Raw genomic sequence first — 26098 nt, forward strand, 5'->3', positions numbered from 1 at the left:
TCACATCCGGAAGACGCCGAAGCGCGGTTCGGGCAGCGGGGCGCGGGAGACGACGTCGAGGGCGAGCCCGAGCACGTCGCGGGTGTCGAGCGGGTCGATGATGCCGTCGTCCCACAGCCGTGCCGTGGCGTAGAGCGGGTCGCCCTGCTCCTCGAACTGCGCCCGGATGGGGGCTTCGAACGCCGCGCGCGCGCCGGCATCCCACTCCTCGCCGCGCGCGGCGAGCTGATCGGCCTTCACCGTGGACAGCACGGAGGCCGCCTGCGGACCGCCCATGACGGAGATGCGGCTCGCGGGCCACGACCACAGGAAGCGCGGCGAGTAGGCACGCCCGCACATCGAGTAGTTCCCGGCGCCGAACGACCCGCCGATGATGACGGTGAGCTTGGGGACGCGGGTCGTCGCGACGGCCGTCACCATCTTCGCGCCGTCCTTCGCGATCCCGCCGGCTTCGGCATCCCGCCCCACCATGAAGCCGGAGATGTTCTGCAGGAACAGCAGCGGCACGCCCCGCTGATCGCACAGTTCGATGAAGTGCGCGCCCTTGAGGGCGGACTCGCGGAACAGGATGCCGTTGTTCGCGACGATCCCGACGGGATGCCCGTGGATGCGGGCGAAGCCGGTGACGAGCGTGTCCCCATACTCGCGCTTGAACTCGTGGAACGCGCTGTCGTCGACGAGGCGCGCGATCACCTCGCGCACGTCGTACGGCTGGTTGACGTCGGTGGGGACGGCGCCGTACAGCTCCGTGGGGTCCACGGCCGGCGGTGCGGTGGGAAGGACCGCCCAGACCGGCGCGGCGGGTGCAGGAAGGGTCTTCACGATGTCGCGGACGATCTCCAGGGCGTGCTCGTCGTCCTCGGCGAGATGGTCGACGACGCCCGACGTGCGCGCGTGCAGCTCTCCCCCGCCGAGCTCCTCGGCCGTCACGACCTCGCCGATCGCAGCCTTCACGAGCGGCGGGCCGCCCAGGAAGATCGTGCCCTGGCCGCGCACGATGACGGTCTCGTCACTCATCGCCGGGACGTAGGCGCCGCCCGCGGTGCAGGAGCCGAGGACGGCCGCGATCTGCGGGATGCCGGCGGCGGACAGCCGCGCCTGGTGGTAGAAGATGCGGCCGAAGTGATCGCGGTCGGGGAAGACCTCGTCCTGCATCGGCAGGAACGCGCCACCCGAGTCGACGAGGTAGATGCACGGCAGGCGGTTCTCCAGCGCGACCTCCTGCGCCCGGAGGTGCTTCTTGACCGTCATGGGGTAGTAGGTGCCGCCCTTGACGGTGGCGTCGTTGCACACCACCATGACGTGCCGCCCGTGCACGAGACCGATGCCGGCGATGACGCCGGCGGCGGGCGCCTCACCGTCGTAGAGCCCTTCCGCCGCGAGCGGGGCCAGCTCGAGGAACGGGCTCCCCTCGTCGAGCAGCCGTGTGACGCGGTCGCGCGGGAGGAGCTTGCCGCGGGCGACATGGCGCTCCCGGGATGCCGCCGGACCGCCCAGGGCGACGGCGGCGAGACGGTCGCGCAGCCGGTCGGCGGCCTCCTGCTGCGCCTCCTGCCGGCGCGCGAACTGCGCGTCGCGGACGAGGGCGCTCGTGAGAGTGGCCATGGCATCTCCATCGATGTCGGCGGACGGGACGGCGGACAGTGGCGCCGAGCCGATCCATCGGTTAGTGTGCACTAACTGAGAGCACCTAGGTTAGCGAGGATTAACTGACATGGCAAGGCGTTCTCCGTCCCCCTCCACCGCCACCGGCGCGATGACCGCGACCCCGCGCGAGCGCGCGAAGGCCGACCGCCACGAGGCGCTGCTGCGCGCAGCCGCGGCGCTGTTCGCCGAGAACGGGTTCGACGGCGTGAGCCTGGAGGACCTCGGCGCGGCCGTGGGCATCACGGGTCCCGCCGTGTACCGGCACTTCGCGAGCAAGCGCGCGCTCCTCGGCCGCATCCTGCTGCGCGCGAGCGAGGACCTGCTCACCGGCGGCCGCGCCGTCATCGCCGCGCACGACGATGCGGATGGGCGGCTCCGCGGCCTCATCGCCTTCCACGTCGACTTCGCGCTGGACGCCGCCGACGTCATCCGGGTGCAGGATCGCGACCTCGCCCGCCTCGACGACGAGGACCGTCACGGCGTCCGCCGCCTGCAGCGGGAGTACGTCGAGGTGTGGACCGACGTCCTCTCGGACCTGCATCCGCATCGCTCCCCCGGCGACCTGCGCGTGCGCGCACACGCCGGATTCGGTCTCATCAACTCGACGCCGCACAGCGTGCGCGGCCTCCGCGACGCGCCGGACGACGACGCCGTCCGGGCGCTCCTTGCCACGATGGCGCACGCCGCGCTCGCCACCGCGCACTGAGCCGGCCCGGGTCTGGCCGTCGCCCGCGGCATCCCGCCTGCCGGACGCAGGCGATCTGCCCGAGTCAGGCGGATGCCGGGAGGATCTGCCTGACTGCGGCGGATCGCCGGAGCCCGGCCGGCGTCCAGGTCACCGTGGATCGCCGGAGGCGGAGCCCTGCCAGCCGGCCCCGGCTACCGCAGCAGCATCGCCCGCCCCGGGTCGCCCAGCACGTCGGCGACGTCGCGGAGGAACAGCGACCCCTGCTCGCCGTCGGCGAGGCGGTGGTCGAACGACAGGCTCAGGGTGAGCACATCCCGCAGCGCGATCTCGCCCTTGTGCTCCCACGGGCGGCGGCGCACGGCGCCGAGACCGAGGATGCCGGCCTCCCCGGGGTTGAGGATGGGGGTTCCCGCATCCATCCCGAACACGCCGAAGTTCGTGATGGAGAAGGTCCCGCCGGTGAGGACGTCGAGACCCGCCTTGCCGGCGCGCGCCGTCTCGGCGAGGTCGCCGATCGCATCGGACAGCTCGACGAGGGTCAGCGCGTCGGCATCCTTCACGTTCGGCACGACGAGTCCGCGCTCGGTGGCCGCGGCGATGCCGAGGTTCACGTAGTGGTACTGGACGATCTCGCCGGCGGCCTCGTCCCACCGCGAGTTGAGTTCGGGGTGCGCGGCGAGGGCCAGGCAGACGGCTTTCGCCGCGACAGCGAGGATGCCGATCCGGTGGTCGGCGAGCCGGCGGTCGGCCTTCAGCCCGGCGAGGAGACGCGTCGTGGCCGTGACGTCGATCGTCAGGAACGTCGTGACGTGCGGGGCCGTGAAGGCGCTCCGCACCATCGCCTCCGCCGTGTGCTTGCGGACGCCCCGGATCGGGATGCGGGTCTCGCGTTCGCCGCGTTCGACGCGCGGCGCGGCGGGGCGGGCGGCGGTCGCGGCGGATTCCGCGGGCGCCGTGCGGGCGGCGAACGCCTCCACGTCGGCGCGCGTGATGATCCCCGTCGCGCCGGAGGCCTCGACGAGCGCGAGGTCGATGCCGAGGTCCTTCGCGAGCTTCCGGACCGGCGGGGTCGACCGGGGCCGCTCGTGCCGCGTGTCGTCCGGGGGCGAGGCCGTCACGACGTCGTGCGGCGCGGCCTCGAGGACCGCGGTGTCGGTCGCCGCCGCGCGCGCGCCGACGCGGGCACGCCGCTGCGGGCGGGCGGCGCCGCGCGGCGCCGCGCCGTACCCGACGAGGTTCGGCTGGGCGGACTCCTCCGACGCGGCTGCGGCGGGTTCCGCCGGGGCGGCCGGAGGTGCCGGGGCTGCCGGGGCGGCGGATGCGGCATCCGGCTCGGCGCCGGCGACCTCGAACGCGATGAGCACGTCGCCCACCGCGACGACGTCGCCGTCCGCGTGCCGCAGCTCCCGGACGGTGCCGGCGTACGGCGAGGGCAGCTCGACGATCGCCTTCGCGGTCTCCACGTCGGCGATGGTCTGGTTGAGGGTCACAGTGTCGCCCACCGCGACGTGCCACTGCACGATCTCCGCCTCGGGGAGCCCCTCCCCCAGGTCGGGCAGACGGAACTCGACGATCACCGCGGCACCTCCGAGAGACTGTTCGGGCGGTCCAGCACCCGGTCGACGCCGTCCAGGATGCGGTCGAGGTCGGGCACGTGATGCTTCTCCAGCTTCGCCGGCGGGTAGGGGATGTCGTGGCCCGTCACGCGGACGGGGGCGGACTCGAGGTAGTGGAAGCACTTCTCCGTGATGCTCGCGATGAGCTCGGCGCCGACGCCCGCCTCCCGCGCCGCCTCGTGGGTGACGACGACGCGCCCGGTCTTGCGGACCGAGGCCGTGACGGTGGCGTAGTCCACCGGCGAGATCGAGCGGAGGTCGATGACCTCGAGGGAGACGCCGTCGTCCTCGGCCGCCTCGGCGGCGTCCAGCGCCGTCGCGACCTGCGCGCCGTAGGTGAGGAGCGTGACGTCGGAGCCCTCCCGGACGACGCGCGCGACGCCCATGGGGGCGGTGTCGGCGATGTCGCCGTCGAGATCGACCTGGCCCTTCGTGTGGTAGAGCCGCTTGGGTTCGAAGAACACGACCGGGTCGTCGCAGGCGATCGCCTGGCGCAGCATGACGTAGGCGTCCTGCGGGTTGGAGACCGCCACGACGCGCAGCCCGGAGGTGTGCACGAAGTACGCCTCGGGCGACTCGGAGTGGTGCTCCGCCGCCCCGACGCCCCCGGCCCACGGGATGCGGATCGTGATCGGCATGGTGACGTTGCCGCGGGTGCGGTAGTGCAGCTTCGCGACCTGGCAGACGATCTGGTCGAATGCGGGGTACACGAAGCCGTCGAACTGGATCTCCACGACGGGCCGGTAGCCGCGGAAGGCCAGTCCCACCGCCGTGCCCATGATCCCGGACTCCGCCAGCGGCGTGTCGATGACCCGCATCGCGCCGAACTCGGCCTGCAGGCCGTCGGTGATGCGGAAGACGCCGCCGAGCTTGCCGACATCCTCGCCCATCACGACGACGCGGTCGTCGTCGGCCATCGCCCGCCGCAGTCCCGCGCCGAGGGCCTTGCCCATCGTCAGCTGGGTCATGACGCCTCTCCTTCACTCTCGAAGCCGGCGAGGTACGCGGCGAACCGCGTGCGCTGCTCGTCCAGGCCCGTGTGCGGCTCGGCGTAGACGTCGTCGAGCACCTCGATCGCGGGGCGGGTGACGGCGGTGAGCGCCGCCTCCCGCATGCCGGCCGTGAACCGATCCGCGTCGGCCTGCACCTCGGCGACGAACTCGTCGTCGAACGCCCCCCGGGAGCGCAGCAGCGCTTCGAGCCGGGTCAGCGGGTCCTTGCGGCGCCAGGCCTCGACTTCCTCGGCGGAACGGTACCGGGTCGGGTCGTCCGAGGTGGTGTGCGGACCCATCCGGTAGGTCACGGCCTCGATGAAGACGGGTCCCTTGCCGGTGCGGGCGTGGTCGAGGGCCCACCGCATGGCGGCGAGGCACGCCAGGACGTCGTTGCCGTCCACGCGGAGGCTCGGGATGCCGAACCCGGGAGCGCGGCCGGCGATGGGGAACTTCGCCTGCACCGTGACGGGCTCCGAGATCGCCCACTGGTTGTTCGAGCAGACGAACACGACGGGCGAGCGGAAGGACGAGGCGAACACCATCGCCTCGTTGACGTCGCCCTGGCTCGTCGCCCCGTCGCCGAAGTAGGCCACGGCGACCTGATCCTCCCCGTCGCGCTGGATGCCCATCGCGTAGCCGACGGCGTGCAGCGTCTGCGCGCCGATGATGATCTGCGGCGTGGCGGTGTTGAGCTCGTAGGGGTTGTAGGTCGAGTGCATCTCGCCGCGCCAGGCGAGGATGAAGTCCGCCGGCTTCGCGCCGCGGACCAGCTGGACGCCGAGCTCGCGGTAGCTCGGGAAGAGGAAGTCATCGGCCCGGCAGGCCCGCGCGGTCCCGATCTGCACGGCCTCCTGGCCCTGCGCGGGCGCCCACAGCCCGAGCTGCCCTTGACGCTGCAGCGCGACGCCCTCGGCGTCGAGGCGGCGCAGCAGCGCCATGTCGCGGTACAGGCCGCGGAGGGCCTCCGGGTCGAGGTCCTCGACCCACGGGTCGAGCTGCCGATCGGAGATGCGCCGCCCGTCGGGTGTGAGCAGCCGGGCGAGGTCGTCCAGGTCGGTCGAGGTCTCGACCGAGGGGTTCAGGGTGTGCGTCATCGTCATCCCTCCTGTTCCCGGCCGAGGGTCTTGTGGACGTCGGCCGATCCAGAGCGCCGGCATCGTCGCCGGCTGACCAGAGAGTACGTCCGCATCGCACCTAGCTCAAGCATCCCGTCGGGGGTTGAGCATGTTGCCAAAGCGCGGCGCGCAAGGCCTGCTATTGTTTCGCACTATGGGATCTTTGGACCACGTCGATCTGGAGCTGCTGAACGCGCTCGCCGATGACCACCGGGCCACCGTGGTCGCGCTCAGCGAGCGCCTCGGGCTCTCGCGCAACACGGTGCAGGCGCGCATGGCCAAGCTCGACCGCTCCGGCGTGTTCCTCTCCTTCGAGCGCGCCATGGCGCCGGCCGAGCTCGGCTTCCCCATCGAGGCCATGCTGAGCGTCACGGTGCACCAGGCCCACCTCCCGCGGATCACGACGGAGCTCGCCCTCATCCCCGAGGTGCTGCAGGCGCACGGCCTCAGCGGTCAGGTCGATCTGCTGGTCCGCGTCGCCGCCCGCGACACACAGCACCTGTTCGATGTCGACGCCCGCATCCTCGCGATCGAGGGCGTCGAGCGCACCGAGACCTCGCTCGTCATGGGCGAGGTCATCGGCTATCGGGTGCGGCCCCTGCTGGAAGAGGCTCGACGGGAGCGCTGACCCCCCCCCCCCCCCCGGCATCCATCCGCACGAGCACGACGCCGACGAGGATGAGCGCACCGCCGGCGAACTGGATCGGCGCGGGCGCCTCCCCGAGCAGCAGCCACGCGAAGGCGAGCGCGAAGAGCACCTCGGACAGGCCGATGAAGGACGCCAGGCGCGATCCGACGCGCGGAACGGCGACGACGCCGAGCGCGTAGCCGAGGGTCGTCCCGACGGCGCCGACGAACAGCAGGGGGACGATGCCGGGCAGCGCGACGCCGTGGAAGGCGACCGTGACGGCGGGAGCGGCGAAGGGCAGGATGCCGGTGACGGCGAGCACCGCCATGAACACCGCCCCCACGAGCAGCCCTCCGGAGGCGAGGGCGAGCGGCGGCAGGTCGTCGCCGGTGCGCTCGGACATGACGAAGTAGACGCACACGCAGATCGCCGCCGCGAGCGCGAACAGGGTGCCGAGGAGATCGAACCGCGCCCCCACGACGTCGACGACGAGCACGAGCCCCACGACCGCGACGGCGGATCCGGCGAGGACCAGGGCGGAGGGCGCGCGCCGCGTCCGCAGCCATACGAAGGCGACGAGGAACACCGGCGCGAGGTACTGGATGAGCAGCGCCACGGCCACCGGCATCCGCTGCATCGCGGAGAAGAACAGCAGCTGGCAGCCCGCGACGGGGATGAGCCCGAAGGCGAGGAGCGACGGCCAGTGCCGCCGCAGGAAGGACCGCTCCCGCAGGACGACCCGGACCAGCATGGGCGAGAGGATGAGCCCCGCGAGGCCCATCCGCACGATCAGCGCGGCCGACAACGACCACCCCGCTTCCAGGAGGGGTTTGACCAGCGGCCCGCTGGAGGAGAACGCGAGGGCCGAGACGACGGCGAGGACGATGCCGCTCGCCCGGCGGTCCGGCGCCGTGGTGACCAAGGTGGCGACGGAGACGGCGCCCGCGGGCGCGCCCGGGGCGGGGATGAGGGGCAGGGCTGCCGTCTGGGTCACCGTCGGTCCTCGACTGTCAGGGGTGAACTGTGTTTACACTGGTGACGGTACTGCCCGCGAGCGTCAGGAGTCAAGATGGTTTTCATCCGTGACACGGAATTGTCCCTCCGAGCCGCGACCGCCCTCGTGAACACGCTCCCCGAGACCGATTTCGAGGGCGTCGACCACCTCGCCGATCAGTCCGATCTGGCCGCGTTCCTCACCGAGTTCCCCTACACGGGGTCGATGCGCCGCGACGCGGAGGAGCTCGCGGCTCTGCGCGGCATCCGTCCCCGCCTGCACGCCCTGTGGCAGGCCGACCGGGCGGGTGCCGTCCCGCTCGTGAACGCGATGCTCCGCGACGGGCGGGCGCTGCCGCAGCTCGTCATCCACGACTCGTACGACTGGCACATCCACGCCACCGACGAGGGCGCCCCACTCGCCACGCGCATCCTCGTGGAGGCGGCCATGGCGTTCGTCGACGTCATCCGCTCGGACATGTACGACCGGGTGCGGGTGTGCGACGCCGACGACTGCCGATCGGTGTACGTGGACTACTCGAAGAACGGCTCGAAGCGCTACTGCGACACCGGCAACTGCGGAAACCGCATGAACGTCAACGCGTACCGCCGCCGGAAGGCGCGAGAAAGCGCCTGACGGCGGATGCCGCGACCCGCGGCGTCTCGTAGTGGATGAGGTGGCCGACGTCGTCGATCTCGACGAGCTCGGCCTGCGGGAACAGCGTCTGCAGGTGCCGCTCCGCCTCGATGGGCGTGATGTCGTCGCGCACGGCGGCGATCAGCAGCGTCGGCTGCGCGATCGCCGGCGCGAAGGCGCGCACGTCGTTGGACACCGACGCCACGAACGCGTCGTGCAGGACGTCGCGATCGGCGAACCGGGAGAAGTACGTGTCGTGCTGGTCGTGGATGAAGGCGCGCAGCGCGCGGTCGCTCGTCTTGGCCATCGAGACGCTCATGATCCGCACGACGAGGCGGCTGCGCAGCACCGCCTCACCCAGGCGACGCGGGAGGCGCGCGCCCGCCCAGTAGTAGAAGACGGCGAGGCGCGTGAGGATCCCGCGCGGACCCTCCAGGGCGGGCGCGCCGATGGGGTTCACGAGGATGACGCGCGGCGTCGGCAGCCCACGCGCCACGGCGGCGGCGGCGACGATGGAGCCGAAGGAGTGCCCGAGGATCTCCGCGCCCGGGGCGACGGCGGCCGCGAAGGCCGTGAGCCATTCGGCGTAGAGGTCGAGCGTGTGCCGGCGGCCCGGGACCGGTGCGGTCTCGCCGAAGCCCGGGAGATCGGGTGAGATGACGCGGATGCCGTCGAGGTGGGCGACGACCGGCTCGAGGCCGTGATGCTCGCCGCGGAAGCCGTGCACCGCGACGACGGTGACGGCGGCGTCCTCCGGGCCGTAGACCCAGTACGCCGTGGTCCCGCCGAGCACCGCGACCTCGCGCCGCCGCACGGGGATCGCGGCGAGCAGATCGGCGTACGGGTGCGGAGCGGTCACCCGTCGAGTCTACGAGTGCGGCGCGGCTCCCCCGCCGTGTCGGCGTCAGGACCTAGCGTCGGAGCATGGACATGTGGCAGCCCGAGCCGCTCGCCCTCTGGGACGACGCGTGGGAACAGGACCAGGCGCCGGCTCCCGCCCCCGCCCTTCCCGGCTGGGCGCAGGCGATCGGCGTCTTCGACCTGGAGACGACCGGTGTCGACGTCACGACCGACCGGATCGTGACGGCGCACGTCGGGCTGCTCGACGCCGACGGCGGCGTCGTGCGCGCGCACGGCTGGCTCGCCGATCCCGGCGTGGAGATCCCGGCCGGCGCGACCGCCGTGCACGGCATCACGACGGCGCGCGCACGGGCGGAGGGACGACCGGCGGCCGCAGTGGTCGCGGAGATCGTGGATGCCCTCCGTGCGCTCCTGGACGCCGGCATCCCCGTCGTCGCGTACAACGCGCCGTACGACTTCTCCCTGCTCAAGCACGAGGCGCTCCGGCACGGCATCCCGCCGATCCTCGATCCCGCACCGGTCATCGACCCGCTCGTCCTGGACAAGACCTACGACCGGTACCGCCGCGGCAAGCGGACACTGGAGGTGGTCGCGGCGCACTACGCCGTGACGCTGGACGGCGCGCACGATGCAGCGGCCGACGCGATCGCCGCGGGACGGGTGGCGCAGGCCCTCGCCGCACGCTTCGCGCTGCCGCCGACCGTGCACGAGCTGCACACGCAGCAGATCGGCTGGGCCCGGGCGCAGGCGGAGAGCCTGACGGAGTACTTCATCCGCATCGGCCGGCTCGACGCCGAGGACGCCCTGGACGGCAGCTGGCCGATCCGCTGACCGGCGGCCGTCCGGCGCCCGCGCTCACACGGCCGGGCGCGCATCCGGCCGTCGTCGGGCTCCGAGCCGCAGTCAGGCATTCCGCCGCAGTCAGGCAGATCCGGCACGAATCCGCCTGAACCGGGCGGATCGACTGAACCCGGCCGTCCGCCGCCCGCACTCACTGGGCCGGGAGGCAGCCGCCGTCCATGATGATGCCGCCCACCTCGACGGTGACGCGCTCCGCCTCGACGGCCCCGTAGACGCAGCCGCCGACCGGTCCCGCCGCCCCGAACAGGACGTCGCCGGCCCCCGTGCGGGTCTGGATCGCCGCGGCTCCGGCCTCCGCCAGGGCGGCGCGCACGTCGTCTTCGGTGAAGCCCCCGTCTGCCGTGCGGAGCTCCTCGAGGGCGAGGGTGATGGGCCCGACGAGGCGTTCGTTCGCCGCCTGCGCCTCCGCCCCCAGCGCCAGGCGCTGCCGGTACATGTCGTTCTGGGCCATCGCGGCATCCGGATCGTAGCCCGCGCAGCCTTCCGGGAGCGGCACGCCGTCCTGCTCCGGGCAGGCGGCGGTCGGCGACGCGGACGCCGACGGGGCGGCATCCAGCGTCACGGCGCAGCCGGCGGTCAGCGCCAGCAGGGCGAGGAGAGGCACGAGGAGCACGGATCGACGGACGGCCATGCCGCCCACGCTAACGGACCGCGGGCACGACGAAGGCCCCGCCGGAGCGGGGCCTTTGAGGACGGCTGCTTACTTGGAGCCGAAGTTCTTGAAGCGCTGGTTGAACTTCTCGACGCGGCCGGCGGAGTCCATGATGCGCTGCTTGCCCGTGTAGAACGGGTGCGACGCGGACGAGATCTCGACGTCGACGACGGGGTAGGTCACGCCGTCGAGCTCGATGGTCTTGTCGCTGGTCACCGTCGAACGGGTGAGGAAGGTGTCGCCGGAACCCAGGTCGCGGAACACGACGGCCTGGTAGTCGGGGTGGATGTCAGTCTTCATGATGGTCCTCTAGCCGGGTGTCCTGGATTTGGCCAGGACGGTCAAAGTCTGCGGTGCGAACGCACCAAAGAGAGATTCTATCAGGTTCAGGATGCCGCGCGCGCGGCGAAGCGTCCGCCGTCCTCGGAGAGCGCGATCTCCACGCCGAACGTCGCGGTGAGGTTCTCCCCCGTGAGCGTCTCGGCGATGGGCCCGGCGGCGACGATCGCGCCGTCGCGCAGGAGCAGGGCGTGCGTGAAGCCGACCGGCACCTCCTCGACGTGGTGGGTCACCATGATCATGGCGGGCGTGGTGGGGGCCTGCGCGTAGCCGCCGAGGAGGCCGAGCAGCTCCTCGCGGGCGCCGAGGTCGAGGCTGGCAGCCGGCTCGTCGAGGAGCAGCAGCTCCGGGTCGGTCATGACCGAGCGGGCGATCTGCACGCGCTTCTGCTCGCCGTCGGACAGTGTCCCGAACGTGCGCTCGGCGAGGTGCTCGAGCTTCCACTCGGCCAGCACGCGGCGCGCCCGGCGCTCGTCGATCGTCTCGTAGTCCTCGTTCCAGCGGCCGAGCACCGAGAACGCGGCCGTGAGGACGACATCGAGCACCGTCTCCTCCGGCGGGATGCGCTTGGCCATCGCCGACGAGGCGAAGCCGATGCGGGGCCGCAGCTCGAAGACGTCGGTGCGGCCGAGCCGCTCGTCGAGGATCGTGACGGCGCCGGAGGTCGGGTGGATGAGGGTCGCGGCAAGCTGCAGGATCGTCGTCTTGCCGGCCCCGTTGGGTCCGAGCACGACCCAGCGCTGGTCGTCGGAGACGGTCCAGGTCACGTGATCGACGATGTTACGGGCGTTGCGGCGGACGACGACGTCGGCGAAATCGAGGACCTGGGGCATGCCGTCCAGCCTATCGGCCGGCGGCGGTCACCTCGCGATACAGCGCGGCCGTGGCGTCCGCGATCGCGGCCCAGCTGAACTCCTGCGCGGCGCGCTCCCGCCCCGCGGCGCCGTAGGCGCGCGCGCGTTCGGGGTCGGAGACGACCTCGGTGAGCGTCGCGGCCAGGTCGGCGACGAACCGCTCCGGATCCAGGGGCGTCCCGGTGCCGTCCTGCACCTGCTCGATGGGCACGAGACGACCCGTCACGCCGTCGACGACGACCTCGGGGATGCCGCCGGTCGCGGTGCCCACGACCGCGGCGCCGCAGGCCATCGCCTCGAGGTTCACGATCCCGAGCGGCTCGTAGACCGACGGGCAGACGAACGTCGTCGCGGCGGTGAGGATGGCGCACAGCTGGTCGCGCTGGAGGAAGTCGTCGATCCACACGACGCCCTCGCGCGTCTGCTGCAGGCCGCGGACGAGCTCCTGCACCTCGGCCATGATCTGCGGGGTGTCCGGGGCGCCGGCGCACAGGACGACCTGCACCTCCTGCGGAAGGCGCTCGGCGGCGCGCAGGAAGTACGGCAGGCCCTTCTGCCGCGTGATCCGGCCGACGAACACGACGGAGGGACGGGACGGGTCGATGCCGTACTGCGCCAGCAGCGCGTCGTCGGACACGGGCCGCCAGGACTCGACGTCGATGCCGTTGTAGATGACCCGGACCTTCGCGGGGTCCAGCGCCGGATAGCTGCGGAGGATGTCCTGCCGCATGCCCTCGCTGACGGCCACGACGGCCGCGGCACCCTCGTAGGCGGTCTTCTCGATGTAGCTGGACACGGCGTACCCGCCGCCCAGCTGCTCCGCCTTCCACGGCCGCAGCGGCTCGAGCGAGTGCGCGGTGACGACGTGCGGGATGCCGTGCAGCAGCGACGCGACGTGCCCCGCGAAGTTCGCGTACCAGGTGTGGCTGTGCACGACCTCGGCGCCGGCGACATCGCCGACGATCTCCAGGTCGGTGCCGAGCGTCTGGATCGCGGCGTTCGCTGCGGACAGCTCCGCCGGCACCCCGTAGGAGGTGGTCCCGGGCTCGTCGCGGTCGGCGCCGAAGGCCCGCACCTCGACGTCGATGGCGGTGCGGAGCGCCTTCACGAGCTCCGTCACGTGGACTCCCGCTCCCCCGTACACCTCGGGCGGGTACTCCTTCGTGACGATGTCGACGCGCATGTGTCGAAACTAGTACAGAGCGCGAACCCGGGCCTAGGGTGGGGGCATGCCCGCAGCGCCGAAGGTCTTCGGAATCATCCTCGCCGGGGGCGAGGGCAAGCGACTCATGCCCTTGACCACGGACCGCGCGAAACCCGCCGTGCCCTTCGGCGGCCAGTACCGGCTGATCGACTTCGCGATCTCCAACCTCGTGAACTCGGGGCTGCAGCAGATCGTCGTGCTGACGCAGTACAAGTCGCACAGCCTCGACCGGCACGTGTCGCAGACCTGGCGGATGTCGGCGCTGCTGAACTCCTACGTCACCTCCGTCCCGGCGCAGCAGCGGCTGGGGAAGCGCTGGTTCGCCGGTTCGGCCGACGCGATCCTGCAGTCGTTGAACCTCATCCACGACGAGAAGCCCGACATCGTCGCGGTGATCGGCGCCGACCATGTCTACCGCATGGACTTCCAGCAGATGATCGACGCGCACATCGCCTCCGGCGCGCGCGCCACCGTGGCCGGCATCCGGCAGCCCATCGCCCTCGCCGACCAGTTCGGCGTGATCGATCTGGATCCTGCGGACAACCTGACGATCCGCGAATTCCTGGAGAAGCCGCAGAACCCGACGGGACTCTCGGACAGCCCGCACGAGGTGCTCGCCTCGATGGGCAACTACATCTTCGACACCGACGCGCTCATCGAGGCCGTCGAGGCCGACGGCGAGCTGCCGACGTCGAACCACGACATGGGCGGGGACATCGTCCCCTACTTCGTGAACCGCGGCGAGGCCGCCGTGTACGACTTCCAGCGCAACGACGTCCCGGGGTCCACCGATCGCGACCGCGACTACTGGCGGGATGTGGGGACGATCGACTCGTTCTTCGACGCCCACATGGACCTCATCTCGACGCTGCCGATCTTCAACCTGTACAACACCGACTGGCCGATCCACTCGCAGTCCGTCAACTCGCCGCCGGCGAAGTTCGTGCGGGACGGCGTCGGCCGGATCGGCAACGCGATCGACTCGATCGTCTCGCTCGGCTCCGTGCTATCCGGGACGCACCTCGAACGCAGCGTCGTCGGGCCGTGGACGCTCGCCGGAGGCGGGTCGACCATCACCGACTCGGTGCTCTTCGAGCACGTCAACGTGGGCGCCGGCGCCCGCGTCCACCGGGCGATCCTCGACAAGAACGTCGTGCTCGATGCCGGTGCGACCGTCGGCGTCGACCGCGCGCGCGACCTCGCCCGCGGGTTCACGGTGACCGACAGCGGCATCACCGTCGTCGGCAAGAACGTCCACGTCACGGGCTGAGCGAGCGCCGCGCTAGCGTGGTGGGGTGCCTGACGCCCGCTTCCTCGTCGTGTTCGACGCCGATTCCACGCTCATCCGCAACGAGGTCATCGAGCTGATCGCCGACGAGGCCGGCCGCGGCGCCGAAGTGGCGCTCGCGACGGAGGCCGCGATGCGGGGCGAGGTCGATTTCGCCACGAGTCTGCGCTCTCGGGTCGAGGCACTGGCGGGCGTCCCGGTGGCCGCGTTCGCGCGGGTCCTCGCCCGCGTCGAACCGACACCCGGCGTCGTGCCGCTGATCGAGGCGATCCACGCGCGCGGCGGCGTCGCTGCCGTCGTGTCGGGCGGGTTCCACGAGGTGCTCGACACCGTCGCGCCGTCGCTGGGCGTCGACGTGTGGCGCGCCAACCGGCTGGTCGCCGAGGACGGCGCCCTCACCGGCGTCGTGGACGGCGGGATCGTGGATGCCGAGGGCAAGGCAGCGGCGCTGCGGGGATGGGCCGCGGCGTACGGCGTGCCCCTGGCCCGGACGATCGCGATCGGCGACGGCGCGAACGACCTGCGGATGATGGCCGCCGCGGGCCTCGGGCTGGCCTTCAACGCCAAGCCCGCCGTGCGCGCGCAGGCAGACCTCGTCATCGAACGCGTGGACCTCGCCGAGGTCATCCCGCTCCTGCCCTGACGGTGTCGGCGGTCGGCGGTAACGTCCCGTCATGGACATCCTGCTGATCCCCGGTCTCTGGCTCGACGCATCATCCTGGGACGACGTCTCCCCTTCCCTGCGCGCGGCCGGCCATTCCCCGCACGCCCTCACCCTCCCCGGCGTGGGGGACTCCGCCGCGGACAGCGACGGCATCGGCATCGCGGACTGGGTGGCGGCGGTCGTCGCGGAGATCGACGCGCTGCCGGGCCCCGTGGTCCTCGTCGGTCACAGCGGCGGCGGCAACGTCGCGTGGGGCGCGGCCGACGCCCGCCCCGACCGCGTCCACCGGGTCGTCTTCGTCGACACCGTCCCGCCTCCGCCGGGCTCCGGGATCTCGGAGTTCCCCGTGGTCGACGGCGTGATCCCCTTCCCGGGGTGGGACTTCTTCGAGGACGAGGACGTGTGGGACATCGATGAGGCCACCCGCGCCGCGACGGCGCCGCGGACCCGGTCGGTGCCCGCGCGAGTGCCGACCGATCCGCTCGCCCTGACCGGCGATCGGCGCTTCGGCGTCCCGGTGACCCTGCTGATGGGCGGGATGGCGGAGGACGAGTTCCGTCAGGCGGTCGCGGAGTGGGGAGCGTACGGTGCGGAGTTCGGCGCCATCGCGAACGCACGGGTCGTCAAGCTCGGCACGGCGCACTGGCCGCAGTTCACGCAGCCGGAGCGGCTGGCGCAGGCGATCATCGCCGCGATCGGCGACGACGACACCCCATGAGGCGACGATGCAGGTTCAGTGCCCCATGCCCAGGCCGCCGTCGACGGGGATGACCGCGCCGGAGATGTACGCGGCGTCATCCGACGCGAGCCATGCGACGACCCCGGCGACCTCGTCGGCGGTCGCGAAGCGTCCCGCCGGGATGTTCTTCCGGTACTCCGCCTGAGTCGCCTCCGGCAGCTCCGCGGTCATGTCCGTCTCGATGAAGCCCGGGGCGACGACGTTGGCGGTGATGCCGCGGCCGCCGAGCTCACGTGTCAGCGATCGCGCGAAGCCGACGAGTCCGCTCTTGGACGAGGAGTAGTTGACCTGTCCGGCCGAGCCGTACAGGCCGACGACGCTGGAGATGAGGATGACGCGCCCCCACTTGGCGCGCAGCATCCCTTTCGCGGCGCGCTTGACGACGCGGAACGTGCCGCCCAGGTTCGTGGCCAGGACGGAGTCGAAATCGTCCTCGGTCATCCGCAGCAGGAGGGTGTCCTTCGTGACGCCCGCGTTCGCGACCACGATGCCGATGGGGCCGAGCTGCTGCTCCACCTCGGTGAACGCCGCATCGACGGCGGCTGCGTCGGTGACATCGGCGCGGACCGTCAGCGTCCCCTCGGGGCCCTCGCCGGAGCGGGCGGTGACGGCGACCCGGTATCCGGCGGCGACGAAGCGCTCGGCGATGGCGCGGCCGATGCCGCGGTTTCCGCCGGTGACGAGGACGACGCGATCCGTGGACATGGCTGCTCCCTGCTCGTGGTGAATCCGCACCAGCCTATCCGCGGCGCCGCGCGGCGCAGGTGAGCGCCCACCGGTACGCTGGAGATCCCGGTCAGAAGGAGCAGTCCCGTGAGCGAGCCCACCCCGCAGCCCCAGAACACGCAGCCGCCCGCCGCGCCCCCGGCCTACGTTCCGCCGGCCTACCCGCCGGCCGCCCAGACCCCGCCATACGCGGCGCCCGGCGCCTACCAGCCGCCCGCCTACCCGGGCACGGCCAACCCGTACGCCTACGGCGGGTACGCGGCGGCGCAGAAGACGAACACGCTCTCGATCGTGTCCTTGATCGCCTCGATCGCCGGCTTCATCTGGATCCTGCCGTTCGTCGGTTCGCTCGCCGGCGCCATCATGGGCCACATCGCGCTGAACCAGATCAAGCAGACCGGCGAGAAGGGCCGGGGCATGGCGCTCGCGGGCGTCATCGTCGGCTGGGCGGGACTCGCGCTCGTCGTCATCGGCGTCATCATCTTCTTCGGTCTGATCGCCGTGGCAGGTTCGACGACCGGCTTCTCCACCTCCTGACCGGAGCCATGCCCGGTGCGCAGGCGTACGCTGGAAGCACCAGAACACGTCGGGATACACCGTGAAACCGCACACGCCGCAATCGGCGACTTCGCTCCCTCGCGCGCCGCGGGACGAGGCCCACACCCGCATGACGAAGTACTTCGCCATGATGGCGGTGCGTCTCACGTGCTTCATCCTCATGGTCGTGGTGACGCCGTACTCCTGGTACACCTGGGTCTTCGCCGCGGGCGCCATCTTCCTGCCGTACTTCGCCGTCGTGATCGCGAACGTCAGCTCGGGGCAGGACGAGCCGCGGCTCGTGCCGCCGGAGCGGCAGATCGAATCGGGTGCACCCCCCGCCGCGCCGGAGCCGGCCGCTCCGCCGGTCATCCGCATCCGCGAAGCCGATCGCACGGACGAGTCGTGACGGACGAATCATGACAGGGGCGATCTGCTCCCGCGCCGGTTGCCGGGCGGGCGCGAACTGGCAGGTGCTCTGGCGGAATCCGCGCATCCATGGCCCGGAGCGCCGCAAGGTCTGGACGGCGTGCGACGAGCACGTCGACTACCTGCGTTCCTTCCTCGCGACCCGGGACTTCCCGGTCGAGGTGCGCCCGCTCGATGAGGCGGTGACCTCGTGAACCGGCAGACCGCGCTGCGATGGTCGGGGTACGTCGCCATCGCCGTCGCGTTCGCGATCGCGTGCGGGTTCCTCTCGAACTGGCAGTTCACCCGCGACGCCAGCCGCTCGACCCAGCTGCGGCTCATCGCCGACAACTACGACGCCGACCCCGTGCCGCTCGCCGAGCTGCTCCCCGCCGGAGCCGAACTCGACCCGGACGATCAATGGCGCCCCGTCATCCTGCAGGGCGAATACCTGCCGGACGACCAGCTGCTCGCCCGCAACCGCGCGCACGGCGGGACGAGCGCGTTCGAGGTGCTCGTGCCGTTCCGCACCGCCGACGGCCGCGTCTTCATCGTCGACCGCGGCTGGGTCGCGCCGGGCGCCGACCAGCCCGAGCCCGACGAGGTCCCGGCGGCACCCACCGGGACGACGGAGGTCGTGGTACGGCTGAAGCCCGGCGAACCGCTGCCGAACTCCGGCCGGTCCGCGCCGGAGGGGCAGGTGCCCACCATCCACCTCCCCCTCATCGCCGACGCGATGCCGGGCGATGACGTCGTCACGAGCGCGTACGGCCTCCTCGTCTCGGAGGACCCGGCACCGGCGACCGCGCCGTCCGCGCTGGAGCCGCCGTCGGAAGACCCCGGACCCCACCTGTCCTATGCGATCCAGTGGATCCTCTTCGCCATCATGGGCTTCGTCTTCATCTGGTACATGATCCGCACCGAGCGCCGGCACCGTCGCGAGGATGCCGAGGAACGCGCCGCGCGGACGGAGCGCCGCCGCGACCGCGACATGCAGGAAGAGGACGCCCTGCTCGACTCCGCGCGCTGACCGCGCGCCGCGTCACGCCAGGGTGCCGGACCGCGTCACGCCAGGGTAATGAGGTCGATGTAGTCGCGACCCCAGATGTCCTCGACGCCGTCCGGCAGGATCAGCACCCGCTCGGGGTTCAGCGCCTGCACGGCGCCCTCGTCGTGCGAGACGAGGACGACGGCGCCCTCGTAGTGCGCGAGCGCCCCGAGGATCTCCTCGCGCGACGCGGGGTCGAGGTTGTTGGTGGGCTCGTCGAGGAGGAGCATGTTGGCGCTGGAGACGACGAGGGTGGCGAGGGAGAGGCGCGTCTTCTCGCCACCGGAGAGGACGCCGGCGGGCTTGAGCACGTCGTCGCCGGTGAAGAGGAACGAGCCGAGCACCTTCCGCGCCTCGACCTGGGTGATGTCCGGCGCAGCCGACATCATGTTCTCCAGGACCGAGCGGTTCACATCCAGGTTCTCGTGCTCCTGGGCGTAGTAGCCGATCTTCAGGCCGTGCCCGGGCTCGAGCTGGCCGGTGTCGGGCTTGTCGACGCCGGCGAGGATGCGCAGCAGCGTCGTCTTGCCAGCGCCGTTCAGGCCGAGGACCACGACCTTGGAGCCGCGGTCGATCGCGAGGTCGACATCCGTGAAGATCTCGAGCGAGCCGTACGACTTCGACAGGCCGGAGGCCATGAGCGGGGTCTTGCCGCAGGGCGCGGGCTTCGGGAACCGCAGCTTGGCGACGCGGTCCTCCTGACGCACCTCGTCCAGCCCGGCCAGCATCTTCTCCGCGCGGGCGACCATCTGGTGCGCCGCGGCGGCCTTGGACGCCTTCGCTCCGAAGCGCGCGGCCTGCAGCTGCAGGGCCGTGGCCTTCTTCTCGACGTTGACGCGCTCCTTCTTGCGGCGCTCCTCGTCGGCCACCCGCTGCCGCAGGTAGTTCTTCCAGTTCATGTTGTAGACGTCGATGACCTGGCGCATGGCATCCAGGTAGAACACCCGGTTCACCGTCTCGCCCACGAGTTCGACGTCGTGGCTGATGACGATGAGGCCGCCCTTGTAGTTCTTGAGGAACTCGCGCAGCCACACGACGCTGTCCGCGTCGAGGTGGTTCGTCGGCTCGTCGAGGATCATCGTCTGCGCGTCGGAGAAGAGGATGCGCGCGAGTTCGATGCGCCGGCGCTGACCGCCGGAGAGCGTCTTCAGCGGCTGATCGAGGATGCGGTCCGGCAGCGACAGGTTGTGCGCGATGGATGCCGCCTCAGCCTCGGCCGCATAGCCGCCGAGCGCCTCGAAGCGCTCGGTGAGGTTGCCGTAGCGACGCATCGCGCGGGCCGCGACCGCGGGGTCGTCGGAACCCATCTCCAGCGACGCCTCGCTCATGCCGAGCGCGAGCGTGCCGAGGCCGCGCGCGTCGAGGATGCGGGTGCGGGCGAGCATCTCGGGGTCGCCGGAGCGCGGGTCCTGCGGGAGGTAGCCGAGCTCGCCGGAGCGCTCCACCTTGCCGTCGGCAGGCATGAGGTCGCCCGCCAGGACCTTCGTCAGCGTCGTCTTGCCGGCGCCGTTGCGGCCGACGAGCCCGATCTTGTCGCCGTCGGAGACGCGGAACGACACGTCCGACATGAGGGTGCGAGCGCCTACGCGGATCTCGAGATCGTGTACGGCGAGCACAGCAGACGTCCATTCATCGCGGGTGGAGGGGGCGGCCGAACGGCCAGCCTCCCAGTATAGGTCGGGATGCCGCACGTCGCCTGAGCATGACGGTATGACGCGCGCGTTCCAGGACCAGTCGCCCGTGCCTCTACGCTGAGAGCCATGTCAGCCATCGCCGCCGCTCCCCCGTCCCGCCGCGTCCTCGCCGACGTCGTCGCACGTCCGTCCTCGCGGGCACGCGCGTTCGCCCTGGACGCCGCCCTCGTCACCGCCGGCGCCGCCGTCGTGGCGCTGCTCGCCCAGGTCTCCATCCCCCTGTGGCCCGTGCCGATCACGGGCCAGACGCTCGGCGTCGTGGTCGTGGGCGCCGCCCTCGGCGCACGCCGCGGCGCCGCCGCCCTGATCACCTACCTGCTCGCCGGGCTCGCCGGCCTCCCCGTCTTCGCGGACTTCACCGGGTCGCTCGCCGCCGTCGCGAAGCCGAGCTTCGGGTTCGTGATCGGGTTCATCGTGTCGGCCTTCGTGGCCGGCTGGTTCGCCGAGCGCGCGTGGGACCGCCGTCCCGCACTCGCCTTCCTCGGGTTCGCCGCCGCGAGCGCGGTGCCGTTCCTCTTCGGCATCCCCTACATGGCGCTCATCCTCAACGTCGTGCTGGGCCTGGACTACTCCTTCATCGGGATCCTGGATGCGGGTCTGTTCCCGTTCCTCGTCGGCGGAATCGTGAAGGCGGCGCTCGCGGCGCTGCTCATCCCCGGCGCCTGGGCGCTCGTGCGGAAGGTCGACGCCGCCAAGAAGTGAGCGGATGCCTCCCGCGGAGGCATCCGGGAATGGGAGAGCCCCGGCCGTTCCGGCCGGGGCTCTCCTGTGTCACCGGGACCGCACTCAGCCCTTCGCGGCCGTCGCGGCGGCGAGCTGCTCGACGATCTCGGGCAGGATCCACGGCACGGTCAGCGCGGTGGGCGAGATGGCGGAGACGTTCTCCTCGCCGACGATGGCGCCGACGGCGCCCTTCGCGACGGCGGGGATCAGCTGCGTGCGAGCAGACGTCAGGAACGTGTTCAGCGCGTCCTCGCTCTCGACCTGCGTGAAGATGACGTCGGCGTCGATCTGGTCGAGCTTCTCGCCACTGACGGTCGTGTAGAACGTGGCGGCGCCGTCATCGAGGGCGGTGACCGACGGGGCGGTCACGAAGCCGAGGTCCTCCAGGATCTCCACGCGCGGGTCGGCCGGCAGGTAGAGGTAGAACGTGTCCACGTCATCCGCCGCGTAGGCGATGGTCGTGCCGGCGAACTCCGGGTGCGCGGCGGCGGCGTCGGCCACCTGCTGGTCGAGGCCGGCGAGCAGCTCCTCCGCCTCGGCATCCATCCCGAGCGCCTTGCCGGTGTCGGTGATCACGTCGCGCCACGGAGTGGACCAGAGCGCCTCCTCGGGGGCCACGACCGGGACACCGGCGTTCGTGACGGCGTCGTACTCCTCCTGCGTCAGACCCGAGTAGGACGCGATGAGGACGTCGGGGTCGGTCGCCAGCAGCTCTTCGATCGACAGCTCGTAGGTCGCGCTGTCGAGGATGACGGGCTCCTCCCCGCCGAGGTCGGCGATGGCATCCTCGACCCACGGCGTGATGCGGTTCTCGCCCCCGCCGTAGTCCATGGAGGACACGGCCACCGGGACGATGCCCAGCGCCAGTACGGCGTCCGTCACGCCCCACCCCCACGTCGCGACGCGTTCGGGGGCGGACTCGATCGTGGTGGTGCCGTAGATGTGCTCGAACGTGACCGGGAACCCGTCGGCGGTGCCGGTCGCGGCGTCCGACGTGGACGCCGGGTCGGTCTGCCCGGCGCAGCCGGACAGGACGAGGCCGCCGGCCACGGTGAGCGCGACGAGCGCTCCGAGGCGTGAGGTGCGTGCGGACATGGGTGCGTTCCTTTCGAATCGCGTCAGGCCTCGTCCGCGGCGGCATGGGCGCCGCCGGGGACGGGGATGACGAGGGGGGTGGAGGTGAGCGGGTCGGGGATGACGAGGGCGTCGAGGTCGAAGGCGCGGGCGACGACCTCGGAGGTCAGGACGTCGGCGGGGGCCCCGTGCGCCACGATCCGCCCTGCCTGCATGACGACGAGCTCGTCGGCGTAGCGCGCCGCGAGGTTCAGCTCGTGCAGGACGACGACGATCGTGGTGCCGTCGCTGCGGTTGAGGCTCCGCAGGAGGTCGAGGACCTCGATCTGGTGGCTGAGGTCGAGGAAGGTCGTCGGCTCGTCCAGCAGAAGGATGCGCGGCTCCTGCGCGAGGGCCATCGCGATCCACACGCGCTGGCGCTGACCTCCGGAGAGGTCGCCGACCGCGCGGTCGGCGAGGGGTGCGACGCCCGTCTTCGCCATGGCGTCGTCCACCCGGGCGGTGTCCGCTGCGCTCCAGCGCTGGAAGACGCCGCGGTGCGGGTGCCGGCCACGGGAGACGAGCTCCGCGACGGTCAGGCCGTCGGGCGCGGTCGGATGCTGCGGAAGCAGCCCCACGGTCTGCGCGAAGCGCCGGCGCGACAGGCTCGCGACGTCGGTGCCGTCGAGTTCGACGCCGCCCGCGAGCGGTGCGTTGACGCGCGCGAGGACGTTCAGCAGCGTCGACTTCCCGCACGCGTTGGCGCCGATGATCATCGTGATGCGGCCCGGCGCGATGTCGAGGTCGAGGTCCTCGATCACTCGGCGACCGGGGTAGCCCGCGGCGAGTCCTCGCACGCTCAGGCGCGGCGGGGCGGAGTCGGGAGTCACAGCTGTCGTCCTTTCGACGTCGCGAGCAGCCAGAGGAGGAAGACGGCGCCGATGGCGCCCGTCACGACGCCCACGGGGAGGGAGTAGCCGGGCAGGGCGAACTGTGCGACGAGATCGGCGGAGGTCAGGAGGAACGCGCCGACGGCGGCGCTCGTGCCGATCCCGACGGCGCCGTGTCCGAGGAGGGGACGCGCGATGGCGGGCGCGCACAGCGCGATGAAGGCGATCGGCCCGACGAACGCGCAGGTGACCGAGGTGAGGAGGACGGCGGCGAGGACCGCGACGATCCGCACGGTCGACGGCGGCACACCGAGGGAGGCCGCCGTCGCCGCGCCCATCTGGGTGAGCGGGAGCCAGCGGGCGCACGCCACGACCGCGGGGACGGCGAGGAGGACGGCCCCGGCCACGATCGCGACATTCCACCAGGGGGTGGAGGCGAGGCTGCCGGTGAGCCAGATGAGCGCCGCCTGGGCGAGCTCGACCTTGGCGCGCACCATCAGGTAGTTCGTGACGGCGACGCAGAGGAAGGCGACCCCCACGCCGGCGAGGATGAGGCGGAACCCGCCGTCGGCGCGGCGGCTGCCGGCCAGGAGCAGGAACGCCGCGACGACGAGGCCGCCGGCGAACGCGGCGATGGCCAGGAGCGGCCCGGTGAGACCGAGGATGAGGATCCCGAAGACGGCGGCCGCACCGGAGCCGGCGCTGATGCCGAGCAGGTCGGGGCTGGCCAGCGGGTTCCGCAGCAGCGACTGCAGGAGCGCGCCCGCGGCGCCGAGGGCGGCGCCGACGAGGAGCGCCATGACGAGGCGCGGCGCGCGCACCTGGAAGACGACGTAGGACTGCAGGCGATCGCCGCCGCCGAGCAGCGTCCGCCACAGCTCCGCCGGCCCGATCGCGTAGTCGCCGAGCGAGAGAGACACGATCGTCACGACGAGCACGGCGGCCAGCACGCCGGCGAGCACCGCGCCGCGACGGCGGCCGACGCGTGCGCGGATCTCCTGCACGGACGAGGTCACAGGCTCACCCGCCCACGGCGGAGCACGAGGGAGACGAGCACGGGGGCGCCCACGAAGGCCACGACGAGACCGGCCTGGATCTCGCCCGGCGGCGCGATGACGCGGCCCAGCACGTCCGCGGCGAGCAGCACGATCGCCCCGGCCGGCGCCCCGATGGCGAGGAGCCACCGGTACTCGCCGCCGATGAGGGCGCGGAGGGCGTGCGGCACGAGGAGCCCGAGGAAGACGATCGGGCCGGCGATCGACGTCGCGGCGCCGCACAGCAGCACCGCCGCGATGATGCCGAGGACGCGCGTCCGCGTGACGCTGTGCCCCAGTCCGGTGGCGGTGTCCTCGCCGAGGGCGAGGAGGTCGAGCCCGCGCGCGGAGGTGAAGGCGATGACGGCGCCGACGAGGATCGGGAGGACGACGACGGCCACGGTGTCCAGGCCCCGGGCCGTGAGACCGCCGACCTGCCAGTAGCGGAACACGTCGAACGCGGTGATGGAGGTCGTGAGGATGAGCGTCGTGACGGCGGTGAGCCCGGCCGTGACGGCAGCCCCCGTGAGCGCGAGTTTCGCGGGGTTCGCTCCGTCCGGACCCCGCGTGCCGATGAGCGCGACGGCGACGGCGGCGAGCGCCGCGCCCCCGAACGCGAACCAGACGAACCCGGCCGGCGCCGTGATGCCGAACAGGGTGATGGCGGCGAGGACGGCGACGGAGGCACCGGCGTTGACCCCCAGGAGACCCGGGTCGGCGAGCGGATTGCGGGTGAGGCCCTGCATGAGGGTGCCGGCGAGAGCCAGCGCGGCGCCGGCGAGCACGCCGATGACGGTCCGCGGCACCCGCTGTATGAGGATGATGGAGTGGTCGGCCAGTGACAGGTCGGGGCGCAGCAGGGCGTCGATCACGATGCCGGGGGCGACCGAGCGCGCCCCGATCATGAGGCTCACGACGATCATGACGGCCAGCAGGGCGATCGCGCCGGTGAGCAGCAGCCGTCCGCGCCGATCGCGCGCCGTGCTCATTCCTGCCGCTCGGACTGGCCGAGTCTCCAGTACCCCATGAAGGCGACGCGCTTGCGGTCCACGCCGCACCCCTGCACGAGGTGCCGGCGCAGGCCCTTGACGGTGGCCGCCTCGCCGGCGATCCACGCGTAGAACTCGCCCTCGGAATCCTCCGGGCTGTCCCACAGCAGGTCGTGGTCGACGTCGATGTCGGCGAGCTCCTGGCGGCGCGGCGCGGCGGCGCGGGCGAGGACGTCGCCCGCCGTCGCGCTCCACGCGGTGAGCGCCTCGGTCAGGGCGGCGCCGTGCGGGCGATCCGCGCGCGGCAGCCATGACACGCGGAACGTGTCGGGCACCGCGAGGTCAAGGTGATCGGCGACGGTGGGAACCTCGATGAAGGCGTCGACCTCGTAGGAGGCGTCGAGCGCCTCGAGGATCGCGCAGATCGCCGGCGCGGCGGTCTCGTCCCCGGCGAGCACGACGCGGCGCGCGGTCCCGGGGTGCCAGTCCAGACCCTGCCGGCGGTTCTCGCTCCGCTGATCGGGTCCGACGATGACGATCCCCTGCCCGGGGGCGGCCTGCTCCGCCCAGCTCCCGGCCGGTCCCGCATCGTGGTGGACGACGAAGTCGACGGTGAGGCGGCGCGCGACGGGGTCGATGCGACGGACGGTGTAGGTGCGCAGCGGGCCCCGGGTCGCGAGCGGCATGGCGCGCCAGAGGCTGTACCACTCTCCCGCATCGATGACGTCGGCGTCGTGCTGGCCGATGTCGCTGAGGGTGCCGTCCGGCAGCGGGAGGATGAGCTTGATGCGCTGGTCGAGACCAGCCGTCCCGAAGAGGTCGAACTCCTCACCCGTGAAGACGACACGCGTGAAGTGCGGCGACAGCCGCTGCACCTCGGCGACCGTCGCGGCGTACGGACGGTAGGCGGGGCGCGTGCGGACGTCCTCGGAGATGCTCACATGGTTAGGGTAGCCTTGCCTCTCCCTGGCATCCAAATCGGTGCGTCAGGCGGCGGGGCCGGCACCCGCGTCCGCGCGGGGACTGCGGTCCAGCCGCAGCCCCGGCACGAGCCCGAGCAGCGCGAGGGCCGTCGCGATGAGGAACACGACGGGGAACCCGGCGCCCGTCCCGGCGAGCGCCGTGAAGGTGAGGCCCATCGCCGCGATGGTCGCCGATGCGCCCACCGAGTCGGAGATCGACAGGGCGGAGGAGTTGAAGCCCTGGTTCTGCGGG

30 protein-coding genes are annotated in these 26098 nt (G+C 72.0%); 12 read left to right on the forward strand and 18 right to left on the reverse strand.

The genetic code is table 11. The annotated features are described in order from the left end of the window. A complete protein-coding gene (locus tag BR85_RS06460; protein ID WP_028495790.1) occupies positions 1 to 1605 on the reverse strand; it encodes a carboxyl transferase domain-containing protein in 1605 nt (534 codons plus the stop codon). Between the two features lie 109 nt (positions 1606 to 1714). Here BR85_RS06460 and BR85_RS06465 point away from each other — a divergent pair, with 109 nt between their 5' ends. Next, on the forward strand, positions 1715 to 2353 hold the full coding sequence (locus BR85_RS06465; RefSeq protein WP_424960583.1) for a TetR/AcrR family transcriptional regulator: 639 nt from the start codon (positions 1715 to 1717) through the stop codon (positions 2351 to 2353). Positions 2354 to 2526: 173 nt separating this feature from the next. Here BR85_RS06465 and BR85_RS06470 read toward each other — a convergent pair whose 3' ends face one another. The 3 genes from BR85_RS06470 to pdhA are packed head-to-tail and all read right to left on the reverse strand — an operon-like array spanning position 2527 to position 6046. Then, on the reverse strand, positions 2527 to 3912 hold the full coding sequence (locus tag BR85_RS06470; RefSeq protein ID WP_028495792.1) for a dihydrolipoamide acetyltransferase family protein: 1386 nt from the start codon (positions 3910 to 3912) through the stop codon (positions 2527 to 2529). Next, the gene (locus tag BR85_RS06475) at positions 3909 to 4919 is read right to left on the reverse strand and encodes an alpha-ketoacid dehydrogenase subunit beta (protein ID WP_028495793.1); all 1011 of its coding nucleotides are present in this window, start codon (positions 4917 to 4919) and stop codon (positions 3909 to 3911) included. Before BR85_RS06475 ends, BR85_RS06470 begins: the two co-directional genes overlap by 4 nt. Continuing rightward, positions 4916 to 6046: a pyruvate dehydrogenase (acetyl-transferring) E1 component subunit alpha gene (gene pdhA / locus BR85_RS06480; RefSeq protein ID WP_036272302.1), complete on the reverse strand. Its 1131-nt coding sequence runs from the start codon at positions 6044 to 6046 to the stop codon at positions 4916 to 4918. Before pdhA ends, BR85_RS06475 begins: the two co-directional genes overlap by 4 nt. Before the next feature lie 169 nt (positions 6047 to 6215). Between pdhA and BR85_RS06485 the strand changes: the two genes are divergently transcribed. After that, positions 6216 to 6689 carry an Lrp/AsnC family transcriptional regulator gene (locus BR85_RS06485; RefSeq protein WP_028495795.1) on the forward strand — a complete coding sequence of 158 codons (474 nt, stop codon included), beginning with the start codon at positions 6216 to 6218 and terminating at the stop codon, positions 6687 to 6689. On the opposite strand, the gene BR85_RS06490 is transcribed toward BR85_RS06485, so the two are convergent. Continuing rightward, entirely contained in the window at positions 6637 to 7683 is a 1047-nt protein-coding gene (locus tag BR85_RS06490; protein WP_231478577.1) for an EamA family transporter, read from the reverse strand. The two genes, BR85_RS06485 and BR85_RS06490, sit on opposite strands and share 53 nt — an antisense overlap. A 75-nt stretch (positions 7684 to 7758) precedes the next feature. Between BR85_RS06490 and BR85_RS06495 the strand changes: the two genes are divergently transcribed. After that, positions 7759 to 8319 (forward strand): CGNR zinc finger domain-containing protein, encoded by a 561-nt coding sequence (locus tag BR85_RS06495; protein ID WP_028495797.1) that lies wholly within the window; start codon positions 7759 to 7761, stop codon positions 8317 to 8319. Here BR85_RS06495 and BR85_RS06500 read toward each other — a convergent pair. Then, positions 8279 to 9178, reverse strand: a complete 900-nt coding sequence (locus BR85_RS06500) for an alpha/beta fold hydrolase (RefSeq protein ID WP_028495798.1) — start codon at positions 9176 to 9178, stop codon at positions 8279 to 8281. The two genes, BR85_RS06495 and BR85_RS06500, sit on opposite strands and share 41 nt — an antisense overlap. Positions 9179 to 9243: 65 nt before the next feature. On the opposite strand from BR85_RS06500, the gene BR85_RS06505 reads away from it, so the two are divergent. Continuing rightward, positions 9244 to 10011, forward strand: a complete 768-nt coding sequence (locus tag BR85_RS06505) for an exonuclease domain-containing protein (RefSeq protein WP_081782678.1) — start codon at positions 9244 to 9246, stop codon at positions 10009 to 10011. A 160-nt stretch (positions 10012 to 10171) separates the two neighbouring features. Here the strand turns inward: BR85_RS06505 and BR85_RS06510 are convergent, their stop codons facing one another. The 4 genes from BR85_RS06510 to glgA all read right to left on the reverse strand — a co-directional run bounded on the left by BR85_RS06510 (position 10172) and on the right by glgA (position 13069). Further along, positions 10172 to 10672, reverse strand: a complete 501-nt coding sequence (locus tag BR85_RS06510; RefSeq protein ID WP_028495800.1) for a hypothetical protein — start codon at positions 10670 to 10672, stop codon at positions 10172 to 10174. A 69-nt stretch (positions 10673 to 10741) separates the two neighbouring features. After that, positions 10742 to 10993 (reverse strand): type B 50S ribosomal protein L31, encoded by a 252-nt coding sequence (locus BR85_RS06515; RefSeq protein ID WP_028495801.1) that lies wholly within the window; start codon positions 10991 to 10993, stop codon positions 10742 to 10744. 86 nt (positions 10994 to 11079) lie between these two features. Further along, positions 11080 to 11865: an ABC transporter ATP-binding protein gene (locus BR85_RS06520; RefSeq protein WP_028495802.1), complete on the reverse strand. Its 786-nt coding sequence runs from the start codon at positions 11863 to 11865 to the stop codon at positions 11080 to 11082. A 10-nt stretch (positions 11866 to 11875) separates the two neighbouring features. Beyond that, entirely contained in the window at positions 11876 to 13069 is a 1194-nt protein-coding gene (gene glgA / locus BR85_RS06525) for a glycogen synthase (RefSeq protein ID WP_028495803.1), read from the reverse strand. A gap of 46 nt (positions 13070 to 13115) precedes the next feature. Between glgA and glgC the strand changes: the two genes are divergently transcribed. Genes glgC through BR85_RS06540 form a run of 3 tightly spaced genes read left to right on the forward strand, consistent with a single transcriptional unit; the run spans position 13116 to position 15760 of the window. Further along, positions 13116 to 14360, forward strand: coding sequence for a glucose-1-phosphate adenylyltransferase (gene glgC / locus BR85_RS06530; RefSeq protein WP_028495804.1), 1245 nt, complete (start codon positions 13116 to 13118; stop codon positions 14358 to 14360). Positions 14361 to 14385: 25 nt separating this feature from the next. Further along, positions 14386 to 15021 (forward strand): phosphoserine phosphatase SerB, encoded by a 636-nt coding sequence (serB, locus tag BR85_RS06535; protein ID WP_028495805.1) that lies wholly within the window; start codon positions 14386 to 14388, stop codon positions 15019 to 15021. Between the two features lie 31 nt (positions 15022 to 15052). Next, positions 15053 to 15760, forward strand: coding sequence for an alpha/beta fold hydrolase (locus tag BR85_RS06540; protein WP_028495806.1), 708 nt, complete (start codon positions 15053 to 15055; stop codon positions 15758 to 15760). A gap of 15 nt (positions 15761 to 15775) precedes the next feature. On the opposite strand, the gene fabG is transcribed toward BR85_RS06540, so the two are convergent. Next, positions 15776 to 16486, reverse strand: a complete 711-nt coding sequence (gene fabG, locus BR85_RS06545; protein WP_028495807.1) for a 3-oxoacyl-ACP reductase FabG — start codon at positions 16484 to 16486, stop codon at positions 15776 to 15778. Between the two features lie 108 nt (positions 16487 to 16594). Between fabG and BR85_RS06550 the strand changes: the two genes are divergently transcribed. The 4 genes from BR85_RS06550 to BR85_RS06565 all read left to right on the forward strand — a co-directional run bounded on the left by BR85_RS06550 (position 16595) and on the right by BR85_RS06565 (position 18482). Beyond that, positions 16595 to 17044, forward strand: coding sequence for a DUF4190 domain-containing protein (locus BR85_RS06550; RefSeq protein ID WP_231478578.1), 450 nt, complete (start codon positions 16595 to 16597; stop codon positions 17042 to 17044). 61 nt (positions 17045 to 17105) lie between these two features. Continuing rightward, the gene (locus tag BR85_RS06555) at positions 17106 to 17453 is read left to right on the forward strand and encodes a DUF3099 domain-containing protein (RefSeq protein ID WP_028495809.1); all 348 of its coding nucleotides are present in this window, start codon (positions 17106 to 17108) and stop codon (positions 17451 to 17453) included. A gap of 10 nt (positions 17454 to 17463) precedes the next feature. Continuing rightward, positions 17464 to 17667, forward strand: a complete 204-nt coding sequence (locus BR85_RS06560; RefSeq protein WP_028495810.1) for a hypothetical protein — start codon at positions 17464 to 17466, stop codon at positions 17665 to 17667. Further along, complete coding sequence (locus BR85_RS06565; protein WP_028495811.1) at positions 17664 to 18482, forward strand: SURF1 family cytochrome oxidase biogenesis protein; 819 nt, start codon at positions 17664 to 17666, stop codon at positions 18480 to 18482. The genes BR85_RS06560 and BR85_RS06565 overlap by 4 nt, the downstream gene beginning before the upstream one ends. A 35-nt stretch (positions 18483 to 18517) precedes the next feature. On the opposite strand, the gene BR85_RS06570 is transcribed toward BR85_RS06565, so the two are convergent. Beyond that, the gene (locus BR85_RS06570) at positions 18518 to 20116 is read right to left on the reverse strand and encodes an ABC-F family ATP-binding cassette domain-containing protein (protein ID WP_028495812.1); all 1599 of its coding nucleotides are present in this window, start codon (positions 20114 to 20116) and stop codon (positions 18518 to 18520) included. A gap of 144 nt (positions 20117 to 20260) precedes the next feature. On the opposite strand from BR85_RS06570, the gene BR85_RS06575 reads away from it, so the two are divergent. Beyond that, positions 20261 to 20896, forward strand: a complete 636-nt coding sequence (locus BR85_RS06575) for a biotin transporter BioY (protein ID WP_028495813.1) — start codon at positions 20261 to 20263, stop codon at positions 20894 to 20896. An 84-nt stretch (positions 20897 to 20980) separates the two neighbouring features. On the opposite strand, the gene BR85_RS06580 is transcribed toward BR85_RS06575, so the two are convergent. From BR85_RS06580 to BR85_RS15655, 6 genes are read right to left on the reverse strand one after another with little or no spacing between them, the layout of a single operon-like run. Then, positions 20981 to 22012, reverse strand: a complete 1032-nt coding sequence (locus tag BR85_RS06580; RefSeq protein ID WP_028495814.1) for an ABC transporter substrate-binding protein — start codon at positions 22010 to 22012, stop codon at positions 20981 to 20983. 23 nt (positions 22013 to 22035) lie between these two features. Then, positions 22036 to 22860 (reverse strand): ABC transporter ATP-binding protein, encoded by an 825-nt coding sequence (locus BR85_RS06585; RefSeq protein ID WP_036272305.1) that lies wholly within the window; start codon positions 22858 to 22860, stop codon positions 22036 to 22038. Next, positions 22857 to 23876: a FecCD family ABC transporter permease gene (locus BR85_RS06590; protein WP_231478581.1), complete on the reverse strand. Its 1020-nt coding sequence runs from the start codon at positions 23874 to 23876 to the stop codon at positions 22857 to 22859. Before BR85_RS06590 ends, BR85_RS06585 begins: the two co-directional genes overlap by 4 nt. Continuing rightward, positions 23873 to 24883: a FecCD family ABC transporter permease gene (locus BR85_RS06595; protein WP_028495817.1), complete on the reverse strand. Its 1011-nt coding sequence runs from the start codon at positions 24881 to 24883 to the stop codon at positions 23873 to 23875. Before BR85_RS06595 ends, BR85_RS06590 begins: the two co-directional genes overlap by 4 nt. Continuing rightward, a complete protein-coding gene (locus BR85_RS06600) occupies positions 24880 to 25824 on the reverse strand; it encodes a siderophore-interacting protein (RefSeq protein WP_028495818.1) in 945 nt (314 codons plus the stop codon). Before BR85_RS06600 ends, BR85_RS06595 begins: the two co-directional genes overlap by 4 nt. Before the next feature lie 45 nt (positions 25825 to 25869). Continuing rightward, positions 25870 to 26022: a hypothetical protein gene (locus BR85_RS15655; protein WP_231478582.1), complete on the reverse strand. Its 153-nt coding sequence runs from the start codon at positions 26020 to 26022 to the stop codon at positions 25870 to 25872. Positions 26023 to 26098: the final 76 nt, after the last annotated feature.

This window comes from Microbacterium sp. UNCCL10, assembly GCF_000746195.1.
Lineage (GTDB): Bacteria > Actinomycetota > Actinomycetes > Actinomycetales > Microbacteriaceae > Microbacterium > Microbacterium saccharophilum.

Bases quoted from the DNA above. Each gene is read 5' to 3' on its own strand.
- BR85_RS06460 (WP_028495790.1), bottom strand. From the start codon at position 1,605: ATGGCCACTCTCACGAGCGCCCTCGTCCGCGACGCGCAGTTCGCGCGC.
- BR85_RS06465 (WP_424960583.1), top strand. From the start codon at position 1,715: ATGGCAAGGCGTTCTCCGTCCCCCTCCACCGCCACCGGCGCGATGACC.
- BR85_RS06475 (WP_028495793.1), bottom strand. From the start codon at position 4,919: ATGACCCAGCTGACGATGGGCAAGGCCCTCGGCGCGGGACTGCGGCGG.
- pdhA (WP_036272302.1), bottom strand. From the start codon at position 6,046: ATGACGATGACGCACACCCTGAACCCCTCGGTCGAGACCTCGACCGAC.
- BR85_RS06485 (WP_028495795.1), top strand. From the start codon at position 6,216: ATGGGATCTTTGGACCACGTCGATCTGGAGCTGCTGAACGCGCTCGCC.
- BR85_RS06495 (WP_028495797.1), top strand. From the start codon at position 7,759: ATGGTTTTCATCCGTGACACGGAATTGTCCCTCCGAGCCGCGACCGCC.
- BR85_RS06505 (WP_081782678.1), top strand. From the start codon at position 9,244: ATGGACATGTGGCAGCCCGAGCCGCTCGCCCTCTGGGACGACGCGTGG.
- BR85_RS06510 (WP_028495800.1), bottom strand. From the start codon at position 10,672: ATGGCCGTCCGTCGATCCGTGCTCCTCGTGCCTCTCCTCGCCCTGCTG.
- BR85_RS06515 (WP_028495801.1), bottom strand. From the start codon at position 10,993: ATGAAGACTGACATCCACCCCGACTACCAGGCCGTCGTGTTCCGCGAC.
- BR85_RS06520 (WP_028495802.1), bottom strand. From the start codon at position 11,865: ATGCCCCAGGTCCTCGATTTCGCCGACGTCGTCGTCCGCCGCAACGCC.
- glgA (WP_028495803.1), bottom strand. From the start codon at position 13,069: ATGCGCGTCGACATCGTCACGAAGGAGTACCCGCCCGAGGTGTACGGG.
- glgC (WP_028495804.1), top strand. From the start codon at position 13,116: ATGCCCGCAGCGCCGAAGGTCTTCGGAATCATCCTCGCCGGGGGCGAG.
- BR85_RS06540 (WP_028495806.1), top strand. From the start codon at position 15,053: ATGGACATCCTGCTGATCCCCGGTCTCTGGCTCGACGCATCATCCTGG.
- fabG (WP_028495807.1), bottom strand. From the start codon at position 16,486: ATGTCCACGGATCGCGTCGTCCTCGTCACCGGCGGAAACCGCGGCATC.
- BR85_RS06560 (WP_028495810.1), top strand. From the start codon at position 17,464: ATGACAGGGGCGATCTGCTCCCGCGCCGGTTGCCGGGCGGGCGCGAAC.
- BR85_RS06575 (WP_028495813.1), top strand. From the start codon at position 20,261: ATGTCAGCCATCGCCGCCGCTCCCCCGTCCCGCCGCGTCCTCGCCGAC.
- BR85_RS06580 (WP_028495814.1), bottom strand. From the start codon at position 22,012: ATGTCCGCACGCACCTCACGCCTCGGAGCGCTCGTCGCGCTCACCGTG.
- BR85_RS06595 (WP_028495817.1), bottom strand. From the start codon at position 24,883: ATGAGCACGGCGCGCGATCGGCGCGGACGGCTGCTGCTCACCGGCGCG.
- BR85_RS15655 (WP_231478582.1), bottom strand. From the start codon at position 26,022: ATGGGCCTCACCTTCACGGCGCTCGCCGGGACGGGCGCCGGGTTCCCC.